The sequence below is a fragment of the Micromonospora sp. CPCC 205539 genome, assembly GCF_036906815.1.
In the GTDB taxonomy this organism is placed as follows: Bacteria; Actinomycetota; Actinomycetes; order Mycobacteriales; family Micromonosporaceae; genus Micromonospora.
Genome location: NZ_JBAKHW010000019.1, coordinates 139,214 through 149,548, shown reverse-complemented (window position 1 = coordinate 149,548; position 10,335 = coordinate 139,214). Strand labels below are relative to the sequence as shown.

The 10,335-nt window shown below is 72.2% G+C and carries 10 protein-coding genes; 8 read left to right on the top strand and 2 right to left on the bottom strand.

The features are described from left to right. Positions 1-187: 187 nt before the first annotated feature. On the top strand, positions 188-379 hold the full coding sequence (locus V6V47_RS18765; protein ID WP_252414786.1) for a DUF5703 family protein: 192 nt from the start codon (positions 188-190) through the stop codon (positions 377-379). 54 nt (positions 380-433) lie between these two features. Here V6V47_RS18765 and V6V47_RS18760 read toward each other — a convergent pair whose 3' ends face one another. Then, the gene (locus V6V47_RS18760; protein ID WP_334629565.1) at positions 434-1,105 is read right to left on the bottom strand and encodes a hypothetical protein; all 672 of its coding nucleotides are present in this window, start codon (positions 1,103-1,105) and stop codon (positions 434-436) included. Between the two features lie 58 nt (positions 1,106-1,163). Then, on the bottom strand, positions 1,164-2,492 hold the full coding sequence (locus tag V6V47_RS18755) for a M20/M25/M40 family metallo-hydrolase (protein ID WP_334629564.1): 1,329 nt from the start codon (positions 2,490-2,492) through the stop codon (positions 1,164-1,166). A gap of 152 nt (positions 2,493-2,644) precedes the next feature. Between V6V47_RS18755 and V6V47_RS18750 the strand changes: the two genes are divergently transcribed. The 7 genes from V6V47_RS18750 (at position 2,645) to V6V47_RS18720 (ending at position 10,083) form a co-directional block, all read left to right on the top strand. Then, complete coding sequence (locus V6V47_RS18750; RefSeq protein WP_334629563.1) at positions 2,645-3,253, top strand: hemerythrin domain-containing protein; 609 nt, start codon at positions 2,645-2,647, stop codon at positions 3,251-3,253. Positions 3,254-3,339: 86 nt separating this feature from the next. Further along, positions 3,340-4,311, top strand: coding sequence for a LysR family transcriptional regulator (locus V6V47_RS18745; protein ID WP_334629562.1), 972 nt, complete (start codon positions 3,340-3,342; stop codon positions 4,309-4,311). A 124-nt stretch (positions 4,312-4,435) separates the two neighbouring features. After that, the gene (locus V6V47_RS18740; protein WP_334629561.1) at positions 4,436-5,971 is read left to right on the top strand and encodes a sugar ABC transporter ATP-binding protein; all 1,536 of its coding nucleotides are present in this window, start codon (positions 4,436-4,438) and stop codon (positions 5,969-5,971) included. Further along, a complete protein-coding gene (locus V6V47_RS18735; protein ID WP_334629560.1) occupies positions 5,968-6,972 on the top strand; it encodes an ABC transporter permease in 1,005 nt (334 codons plus the stop codon). Before V6V47_RS18740 ends, V6V47_RS18735 begins: the two co-directional genes overlap by 4 nt. A 1-nt stretch (position 6,973) precedes the next feature. Next, positions 6,974-7,990, top strand: a complete 1,017-nt coding sequence (locus V6V47_RS18730) for an ABC transporter permease (protein ID WP_334629559.1) — start codon at positions 6,974-6,976, stop codon at positions 7,988-7,990. 33 nt (positions 7,991-8,023) lie between these two features. After that, positions 8,024-9,217, top strand: a complete 1,194-nt coding sequence (locus V6V47_RS18725; protein WP_334629558.1) for a substrate-binding domain-containing protein — start codon at positions 8,024-8,026, stop codon at positions 9,215-9,217. Next, positions 9,214-10,083 (top strand): sugar phosphate isomerase/epimerase family protein, encoded by an 870-nt coding sequence (locus V6V47_RS18720; protein WP_334629557.1) that lies wholly within the window; start codon positions 9,214-9,216, stop codon positions 10,081-10,083. The genes V6V47_RS18725 and V6V47_RS18720 overlap by 4 nt, the downstream gene beginning before the upstream one ends. The last annotated feature ends 252 nt before the right edge of the window (positions 10,084-10,335 follow it).

Here is a 10,335-nt window from a genome sequence, read left to right as displayed (position 1 = left end):
GGGGGGGGTGGGGTGGGGGGGGGGTGGGGGCGGGGGGTCGGGGTTGGGGGCCGAGGGGCGGGGGTGGGGTGGGGTGGGGTGGGGACTACGCGGCAGGGCACGGGGCGGCACGAACCACCCGCGGCAGCGGCGTCGGTCACCCCGCAGGGGGTGGCGAACGGCCGCTGGGCTGGGCAGCATGGGTGGCATGGACTACGAATACGCGCCGCTGCGGCTGCCGCCGAACGTCGACCGGTTGACCGCCGCGGCGCAGTTGGCGATCCAGGCGGAGTTCTCCGGTTGGGAGTTGGCCCGGGTGCGGCTGTTCCGGGACGGCACCCGGCAGGTGGTGCTGCGTCGGCGTCGGGTCAACCACCCGCAGCCGGGTCTGTCGTACTGACGAGCGCCCGGCGGGCCCGATCACCGTGTGATCGGGCCCGGGGCTCGGCCGTGTTTAGTGCTGGTGCCCTGCGTGGTCGTGATCGTGGTCGTCGTCGTCGAGCTCCAGGAACGGGTGCTCGTCGAGGCGGCCGACCAGCCGGTCGTCGGCCGCAGGCTGGAACGGGCCGACCGCGTCGTCGTCGTCGAACGACTCCAGGTCGACCGGGGTGCCCACCTCGCTGACCATGACCACTCCGTCGAGCGGCTCCAACTCGGGGACGTCCAGTGCGCCGAGCGAGCCGTCGCCGCTCTGCAGCAGCTCCAGCACCGCCTCGCCGACGCCCTCCACCGGGGCCGGCTCGTCGTCCTCCGGGGTGCCCTCGCGGCGGGCCACCTCGGCCACCCGCAGCAGCGCGGACACGCTCGGCACCCGGTAGTCGCGCCGCTGGCGTACGGAGATCACCCGCGGGTGTGGGTCGCTGGCCTCGGCGCCCTCGCCGCCGCCGAAGCGCTCGTCGGCCTCGTCCGGGTCGATCGAGTCGACGTCCCACGGCGTCACCTCGCCGAAGGCGTCGAGCAGTTGCTCGTCGTAGGCGTAGGAGGCGTTGTTCAACGCGACGTACGCCTGCCAGACGTCGTCGTCGTCGACGCGGCCCTGGGCGGCGCGTACGGCGGCCAGGTGGTGGCGGGCCGCTTCGATCACGCGCTCGAGAGCGGCGTCCAGCTCACCGTGCTGGTCGGTCATGTGGGGCAGTCCCTTCACAATGGGGAGGTCGCGCGCCGGATCACGCTACCGGGCACGGCTAGCAGGTGCGGAGGAACCGGTCGAGAACCCGCACGCCGAACTGTAGTCCGTCCACCGGAACCCGCTCGTCGATGCCGTGGAACAACGCGGAGAAGTTCAGGTCGGCGGGCAGTTGCAGCGGTGCGAACCCGAAGCAGCGGATGCCGAGCTTCGAGAAGGCTTTCGCGTCGGTGCCGCCGGAGAGCATGTACGGAACGGCGCGGGCACCCGGATCCTCGGCCAGCAGGGCGGCCGACATGGCCTCGACCAGATCGCCGTCGAAGGTGGTCTCCAGTGCCGGCTGCCGGTGCAGGTACTCGATGGCGATGTCCGGGCCGACCAGCTCGCGCAGTTGCCGTTCGAGAAGCTCGGACTGGCCGGGCAGGCTGCGGCAGTCGATGGTGGCGGTGGCCCGGCCGGGGATGACGTTGTCCTTGTAGCCGGCGCTCAACCGGGTCGGGTTGGCGGTGTTGCGGATGGTCGCGCCGATGATGTTGGCGATCGGGCCGAGCTTGGCGATGGCCGTCTCCGGATCGTCCGGGTCCAGTTCGATGCCGAGCACGTCGGAGACCTCTTCGAGGAACGCCCGCACGGTGTCGGTGACCACCACCGGGAAGCGGTGCCGGCCGACCCGGGCGACCGCCTCGGCGAGCGCGGTGACGGCGTTGTCGTCGTGCATCATCGAGCCGTGCCCGGGGCGGCCCTTGGCGTGCAGTTGCAGCCAGTCCAGGCCCTTCTCGGCGGTCTCGATGAGGTAGAGCCGCTGGCTGTCGTTGACCGAGTAGGAGAAGCCGCCGACCTCACCGATCGCCTCGGTGCAGCCGTCGAAGAGCTCCCGGTGCCGCTCGACCAGGAAGTGCGCGCCGTAGTCGCTGCCCGCCTCCTCGTCGGCGGTGTACGCGAGCACGATGTCGCGCGGTGGCCGTACGCCGGTGCGCTGCCAGTGCCGCACCACGGCGAGCACCATCGCGTCGAAGTCCTTCATGTCGATGGCGCCCCGGCCCCAGAGGTAGCCGTCGCGCAGCTCGCCGGAGAAGGGGTGCACCGACCACTCGTCGGCGTCGGCGGGCACCACGTCCAGGTGGCCGTGCACGAGCAGTGCGCCCCGGCTGGGGTCGGTGCCGGGGATGCGGGCCAGCACGTTCGCGCGGCCCGGCGCGGACTCGTGCAGCACGGACTCGACGCCCACCTCGGCGAGCTTCTCCGCCACGTACTCGGCGGCGGCGCGTTCGCCGACGCTGGTGTCGTTGTCGCCGGTGTTGGTGGTGTCGATGCGCAGCAGATCGCGGCAGAGGTCGACGACCTCGGCGGTGGGATCAGGTCGGGAGGGGGCTGCGTCGGTCGTCATCGCCCCTTCATACCAGCCCGGCCGGACCGGGAAGCAGGCGCACCGCCGGGGGCGGCCGGGCGCCGGTTTCGCCGTACCCGGGTTCGGGTACCGCCGGCATTGACCGAACATCCCCCTGTCGGAGCTTCCGCCCGCCAGTCGAGGAGGGCATCATGTCCGCCGTTCCCCTGCCACCGTTGCCGCCCACGCCCGAGTCCGCGGAGAGCTACCGGCCCGGTGGCAGCAGCATCGCCGAGATCGTGGCCCGGGAGCACCAGCAACTGCTGGCGCTGCTCGACCAGCTGACCGGCCCGGAGGCCTCGCCGCAGGGGGCTCCGGCGGTGCTCACCGCCGCGCTGTCCCGGCACCTCTCGGCGGAGGAGCAGTACCTGCTGCCGGCGGTGCGGGCGGCGCTGCCGACCGCGGCCGAGCGGGTGGACGCCGAGGTCGACGCCGACGCGGCACTGCTGACCACCCTCAAGGGCATGACCGACGAGACGCTGACCGAGGTCGCCGAGCGGGTCCGCCGGCACGTCGACGGGGTGGACGCGCTGGTCACCGAGCTGTGCACGGTGGCCACCCGGGAGGAGATGATCCGGCTGGGCAACCGGCTGGAGATCGCCGAGGAGGCCGCGCCGACCCGGCCGCACCCGAGCACCCCGGGCACCCCGCCGTGGAACCGGGTCGTCGAGCCGGCCGTGGGTGTGGTGGACAAGGTGCTCGACACGTTGACCGGGCGGCCGACCCGCCTGGCGGACCTGCCGGAGCCGCCACGCGGCTGAGGAGCGGCGACGCGGTCCGGGCATTCAATATCACCGATCTGCCCGGGCCCTTCCGCCGGCTGTGGTTGTCGTCCTACCGTCACCTTATGAACCTGGAGCTGCGACACCTGCGGGTGGTCTGCGCGATCGCCGAGACGGGGAGCGTCACCAAGGCGGCGTCGGCGCTCGGCCTGGCGCAGCCGGCGCTCACCGCTCAGCTCCAACGGATCGAGCGGACACTGGGCGGCCCACTGTTCGAACGGGACCGGCGCGGTGCCCGGCCCACCGCGCTCGGCGAGTTGGTGCTGGCCCGGGCCCGGGTGCTGCTGCCGGCGATGAAGGGCCTACAGGACGAGGCGGCCCGGCTGGCCGGGGCCGGCGACGCGCCCCGCCGCTATCGGTTCGGCGGGGTGAACAGCCCGATCCTGGGCCGGATGGTGCACCGGTTGGCCGCCGAGCAGCCGCCGGCCCAGATCAGCACGTTCGCGTCCTGGTCGGTGGACGAGCTGGCGCAGTTGGTGGCCGGCGGCCGGCTGGACTTCGCGCTGACCGGCGTGTGCGGCGATGCGACGCCGTCGGCCGAGTTCGGGTTGAGCTGGCGGGAGGTGGCCGTCGACCCGGTGCTGGTGCTGCTGCCGGAGAGCCACTCCCTCGCGGAGCGCGACGAGGTGCGCCTCGTGGACCTGCGCCACGAGCAGTGGGTGGCGGCGCCGGGCGACGGGTGCTTCGGCGACTGCTTCGCTGCCGCCTGCGCCCGCGCCGGCTTCACACCCCGCAAGGTGTACGAGACCGATGTGCGCGGCTGCGTCGACCTGGTGGACGCCGGCGAGGCGGTGGCGCTGTGCCAGGCGACGTTCCGGCCGGTGGCCGGGCTGGTCACCCGACGGCTGGCCGGGGTGCCGTTGCGGTGGCGTCTGCTGCTGGGGTGGCATCCGGACTCCCCCGCCGCCCGGGTCGCCGAGCTGGTGCTGGGGACGGCGAAGGCCGCGTACACCGATTCGTTGGCGCCGCACCCCAGCTATCTGGCCTGGCTGGTGCGCAACCCAGGGTTCGGTGTGCGGCAGCCCAGCGGGGTCTGACGCATCGGACTTTCAGTCAGACCTGCAAAAGTTCCGTACGAACGAGCTTAACTTCTGCTTTACACGTCCGTCATCCCATGCCTAGGGTTCGATGTCACAGTCGTCGATCCGTTGGGGTGACCGGATGACCGCTGACCCTCGCCCACCCGACCCGGTCGTGCTCGGCATGTACGGCATCAGCAAGCGGTTCTTCGGCGTGACGGTCCTCGACGACGTACGCCTGGAGTGCCGGCCCGGCGAGATCCACGCGGTGATGGGCGAGAACGGCGCCGGCAAGTCCACCCTCATGAAGATCCTGGTCGGGGTGCACCAGCCCGACGCCGGCCGGATCGAGTTGCACGGCAGGCCGGTGCACTTCCACCACCCACGGCAGGCGCTGGCCGCCGGGGTGAGCATCGTGCACCAGGAGCTCAACCTGCTCCCCGACCGCACGGTCGCGGAGAACATCTTCCTCGGGCGGGAGCCCCGGCGCCGGTTCGGCGTGGACCGGGCGGCCATGGACGAGGCCGCCACCCGGCTGCTGGCCACGCTCGGCGCCGAGGACGTGATCTCCCCGCGCAGCCTGGTGGGGCGGCTGCCGGTGGCACGCCAACAGCTTGTGGAGATCGCCAAGGCGCTCTCCTTCGACCCCCGGGTGCTGGTGCTCGACGAACCGACGGCCGCGCTCAGCCCGCACGAGGTGGACGCCCTCTTCGAGCGGATCCGCCGGCTCCGCGGGGATGGACTGACCGTGCTGTACATCTCGCACCGGTTGCCGGAGGTCTTCGACCTCACCGACCGGATCACCGTGCTGAAGGACGGCCGCCGGGTGGACACCGTGGACACCGCCGAGGTGGACACCCGCCGGCTCGTACACCTGATGGTCGGCCGGGAACTGGACCACTACTACCCGCCCCGGGCCGCTCCGGAGCGGATCGGCCCGGTCCGGCTCGCCGTCCGGGGGGCGGGCGCCGGCCCGCTGCACGACGTCGACCTGGACCTGCGCGCCGGTGAGATCGTCGGGTTGGCCGGGTTGGCCGGGTCGGGGCGTACCGAGTTGGCTCGGCTGCTCTTCGGCGCGACCCGGATGACCGCCGGCAGCCTGACCGTCGACGGGCTGGCCCGCCGGCTGCGGTCGCCCCGACACGCCATCCGCTGCGGGATCGGCCTGCTCACCGAGGACCGCAAGAGCGAGGGCCTGGTGCTGCAACGCTCGGTCCGCGACAACACCCTGCTGGCCGCGCGGTCGCTGGGGCGCGGCGCGGTCCGCCGGGTCGCCGTGGCCGACCTGCTGGACCGGGTCCGGCTGCGCGGCGGCACCGACCGGGAGGTGCGCTACCTCTCCGGCGGCAACCAGCAGAAGGTGGTGCTGGCCCGGTGGCTGGCGACAGGCGCCCGGGTGCTGATCTTCGACGAGCCGACCCGGGGCATCGACGTGGGCGCCAAGGCCAGCATCCACGAGCTGATGCGGGAGCTGGCGGACGCCGGCGCGGCGCTTCTAATGATCTCCTCCGAGCTGCCTGAGGTGATCGGGATGGCCGACCGGATCGTGGTGCTGCGCCAGGGGACGGTCGCCGGCGAGCTGCCGGCCGGCGCGAGCGAGGCCGAGATCATGCTGCTGGCCACCGGGGAGCCCGACCGGGCCGGGGCCGGCGCGAGCAGGAGGGGCGGTATCGCATGATCGCCGACACGATGCACGGACGGCTGCGCCCGCCCGGGTTGAGCCGGGACACCGCCGCCGCGTCCAGCGCGCCGGTCTGGCTGGTCTTCGGCGGGGTGTTCGCCGTCGCCTGGCTGCTGGTCGAGCTGAACGGCGGCCAGTTCATGACGGTGGACAACCTGCAGAACATGGCCGTCCGCTCGGTCGCACTGGGTCTCGTGGCGGTCGGGCAGACCATCGTGTTGATCGGCGGCTCGCTGGACCTGTCGGTGGCGTACCTGGTCAGCGTCACCGCCGTCGGCGCCTCGTTCGTCATGCAGGGCGACCCCGACCGGATGGTCCTCGGCGTCGTCGTCACGCTCGTCATCGGCGCGCTGATCGGCCTGGTCAACGGCTTGATCATCACCGGCCTGCGGGTGAACGCGTTCATCGCCACGCTGGGCACCTCGCTGGTGATGAGCGGGGTGCTCAACGCGCTCTTCACCAACTTCACCGGCTCGGTCCCCCGGCAGTTCCAGGCGTTGGGCTACAACGCGCTCGGGCCGGTGCCGGTCGCGGTGATCCTGCTGCTCGCGGTGGTCGGGCTGGCCTGGTACGTGCTGCGCCGCACCCGGTTCGGCTATCACCTGTACGCCGTCGGCGGCAACGCCGAGGTGGCTCGGCTCTCCGGGGTCCGCACCGACCGGACGGTGGTGCTCGCGCACGTGCTGTGCAGCCTGACCGCCGTGCTGACCGGGCTGTTCCTGGTCAGCCGGCTGCGCTCGGGCGCGCCGTGGGTCGGCCCGGATGGCGGCTACGACCTGGAGTCGATCGCCGCCGCGGTGGTGGGCGGCACCGCGTTGGCCGGTGGCCGGGGCGCGGTGGCCGGCACCCTGGCCGGCGTGCTGATCCTCGCCGTCATCGACCAGGTCTTCAACGAGTTCGAGGTGAACGCCTTCCTCAAGACGCTGATCCGGGGCGTGATCATCGTCGGCGCGGTGGCGCTCTACGCCCTGCGCCGGCGGGACGAGGGGAGTTTCTGAGATGACCACGACCGCCGAGCCGGGAGCGCAGCCTTCCGCCGTACCCCCGCAGGAGCCGGCGGGCGCGCGGGCCCGGCGGCTGCTGCGCGCGGTGCCGCCGATCTGGCTGGTGCTGGCCGTGGTGATCCTGTTGATCGCCTGGCGCAACCCCACCTTCGTCGAGCCGGCGCCGTTCCTGGCCTTCCTGCGCCGCTGCGCGCCCCTCGCGGTGCTCGCCGCCGGCCAGGTGTACGTGATCATCGCCGGTGAGTTCGACCTGTCGGTCGGCGCGCTGGTCACCGCCGTCGTGGTGGTGGCCGCCCGGCTGTCCGACGGCGACGCGGCCCACACCTGGTGGCTGATCCCGTTGCTGCTCGCCGGGGGTGCGCTGGTCGGGCTGGTCAACGGGCTGGTCACCACCCGGCTGCGGGTGCCCTCGTTCATCGCCACGCTGGGCATGTTGTTGGTGCTCAGTGGGGCCGTCTTCCTCTGGTCCGGTGGCGCGCCGCGCGGTTCGCTGGCCGACAACTTCCGCCAGTTCGGTCGCTTCGGCGTGGAGCTGCCCGGGTTCGGTCAACTGCCGTACGCCGTGCTGATCCTGGCCGCCGTCGGGGTCGGCCTGTGGTTGCTGCTGTCGCACAGCCGCTTCGGTCACCAGGTGTACGCGGCCGGCGGCAACCCCCGCGCCGCCGCGCTCTCCGGGGTCGACGTCCGCCGGGTGCGGACCGCGGCCTTCGTTCTGTCCGGCCTCTCGGCCGTGGTCGCCGGGATCCTCCTCGGCGGCTTCACCGGGGTCACCGCCGAGGCCGGTGCGGGTTACGAGTTCCAGGCGATCGCCGCCGTCGTGCTCGGCGGCGCGGTGCTCGGTGGGGGGCGCGGCAGCGTCGGCGCGTCCGTGGCCGGCGCGCTCACCCTGCAGTCGGTGTTCACCCTGCTCAATCTGCTCGGCCTGGCCAAGTCACTGCGGGACGCGGTGCAGGGCCTGATCATCATTGGCGCGGCCGCGTACGCCGCACACCGGCTACGCCGGTCCGGCTGACGCCGCGCCTCGACCCGTCGCGAGGAGAAGCCCATGAGACGTCCGATGCGATCCCTGTTCGCGGTGCTCGGCGCCGCCGTCCTGGTCGTCGCCGCCGGCTGCACCTCGACCGCCCCGGAAGACGGCGACGACGGCCCGGCCGGCAGCGGCACCGGTCAGCAGTCGACCTTCTTCGTCCAGGCCGACTACGACCGGCAGATCGCCCAACGCGACACCGCGCCGACCGGGCCGGCCGACCAGCCGTGGTTGCAGGCGATCAACCCGCAACCCTTCGACACCACGAAGTACAAGAAGGCGGGCAAGCACACCATCTGCTTCTCCAACGCCGCCGTGAACAACCCGTGGCGGGTGGTCGGCTGGACCACCATGCAGGCCGAGGCGAAGCTGCACCCGGAGATCGCCGCGCTGACCGCGGTCGACGCCGAGGGCAAGGACGACAAGCAGATCAGCGACATCGACGGCCTGCTGGCCAGCAAGAAGTGCAGCGCGCTGATCGTCTCGCCGAACACCACTGCCGCGCTCACCCCGGCGGTGGAGAAGGCCTGCCAGGCGGGCCTACCGGTGATCGTCTTCGACCGTGGCGTGAACACCGACTGCCCGGTGACCTTCATCCACCCGGTCGGCGGGTACGCCTTCGGCGCCACCGCCGCCGAGTTCCTCACCGGCGAGGTCAAGAAGAACGGCAAGATCCTCGCGCTGCGGATCCTGCCCGGCGTGGACGTGCTGGAGACGCGCTGGTCGGCCGCCAAGGTGATCTTCGACAAGGCGGACGTGGACGTGGTCGGGGTGGAGTTCACCGACGGCGACGCGGCCAAGGTGAAGACCATCGTCAACGACTACCTGGAGCGCTACGGCAGCATCGACGGCGTGTGGATGGACGCCGGGGCCACCTCGGTCGCGGCGGCCGAGGCGTTCGAGGACGCCGGTCAGAAGGTGCCGGCGATCACCGGTGAGGACCAGCAGGACTTCCTGCGGCTCTGGCAGGACAAGAAGCTGACCGCCATCGCACCCACCTACCCCACCTACCAGTGGCGTACGCCGATCATCGCGGCGCTGGACATCCTGAACGGCAAGCCGGTCGCCAAGGAGTGGGTGCTGCCCCAGCCGACCATCGCCTCGGACAACCTGTCGAAGTACCTGCTGCCGCAGTTGCCGCCCCTGCACTACGCCCTGTGCGGCTGCGAGCAGATGCCCGGCTTCCCGCAGAACTGGGGTGGCACCCAGTGACCGTCGCCGTCGGCGCGAACACCTGGATCTGGGTCTCACCCCTGACCGACGCGCGGCTGGCGGATCTGGCACCCCGGATTCGCGGCTGGGGCTTCGACACCATCGAGCTGCCGATCGAGTCGCCGGGCGACTGGGACCCGGACCGCACGGCGGACCTGCTGGCCGGGCTCGGGCTGACGGCGACCGTCTGCGCGGTGATGCCGCCGGGGCGGGACCTGGTCACCGACGACCTGGAGGTGGTCGAGCGGACCGGCGACTACCTGCGGTACTGCGTCCGGGCCGCGGCCCGGGTCGGCTCCGGCGTGGTGGCCGGTCCGATCTACGCGCCGGTCGGCCGGACCTGGCTGCTGGACCGCGACGCCCGGGCCGCGACCGTACGCCGGTTGCGTGAACGGCTGAGGCCGCTGGGTGAGGAGGCCGCCGCGCAGGGGGTCACCCTTGCCCTGGAGCCGCTGAACCGGTTCGAGACCAGCCTCCTGAACACCGCCGAGCAGACCCTCGAGGTCGTCGACGGCATCCCCGGGCTCGGTATCGCGCTGGACACCTTCCACATGAACATCGAGGAGCGCGACATCCCCACTGCGATCCGTACCGTCGGCGAGCGCCTGTCGCACGTGCAGGTCTGCGCCAACGACCGGGGCGCGCCGGGCAACGACCATCTGGACTGGCCCGGCATCGTCGCGGCGCTGCGCGACGTCGACTACACCGGGCCGCTGTGCATCGAGTCGTTCACGGCGGAGAACCGCACCATCGCCACGGCGGCGGCGATCTGGCGGCCCCTGGCTCCGAGTCAGGACCAGCTCGCGACCGCCGGGTTGGCGTTCCTCCGGGCCCTGCTGGACCGGGCGACGGCGAGCGCCCGCTAGGCGGCCGGGACAAGTCCACAGCACCGGGCTCGTCGCACCGCCGGGGCACCCTCGGCCGGCGGTGCGACGAGCCCTGCCCCGAAATCTCCCGAAACTTGCGGTGATTTCGCAATCTCTGCATTAGACGTTGACATGTATCGATTGCTGGCGGAGGGTGGCGACAGCACCACGGCGAGCGCGGGGGAAACCCATTCGGCGGCGTATCGCGACCCCTCCCGCCCGGCTTCGTCGGGCGGCCACTTCCGCATTTCG

Excerpts from the sequence above, each read along its gene's own strand:
- V6V47_RS18765 (WP_252414786.1), top strand. The coding sequence starts at position 188 with ATGGACTACGAATACGCGCCGCTGCGGCTGCCGCCGAACGTCGACCGG.
- V6V47_RS18760 (WP_334629565.1), bottom strand. The coding sequence starts at position 1,105 with ATGACCGACCAGCACGGTGAGCTGGACGCCGCTCTCGAGCGCGTGATC.
- V6V47_RS18755 (WP_334629564.1), bottom strand. The coding sequence starts at position 2,492 with ATGACGACCGACGCAGCCCCCTCCCGACCTGATCCCACCGCCGAGGTC.
- V6V47_RS18750 (WP_334629563.1), top strand. The coding sequence starts at position 2,645 with ATGTCCGCCGTTCCCCTGCCACCGTTGCCGCCCACGCCCGAGTCCGCG.
- V6V47_RS18745 (WP_334629562.1), top strand. The coding sequence starts at position 3,340 with ATGAACCTGGAGCTGCGACACCTGCGGGTGGTCTGCGCGATCGCCGAG.
- V6V47_RS18740 (WP_334629561.1), top strand. The coding sequence starts at position 4,436 with ATGACCGCTGACCCTCGCCCACCCGACCCGGTCGTGCTCGGCATGTAC.
- V6V47_RS18735 (WP_334629560.1), top strand. The coding sequence starts at position 5,968 with ATGATCGCCGACACGATGCACGGACGGCTGCGCCCGCCCGGGTTGAGC.
- V6V47_RS18730 (WP_334629559.1), top strand. The coding sequence starts at position 6,974 with ATGACCACGACCGCCGAGCCGGGAGCGCAGCCTTCCGCCGTACCCCCG.
- V6V47_RS18725 (WP_334629558.1), top strand. The coding sequence starts at position 8,024 with ATGAGACGTCCGATGCGATCCCTGTTCGCGGTGCTCGGCGCCGCCGTC.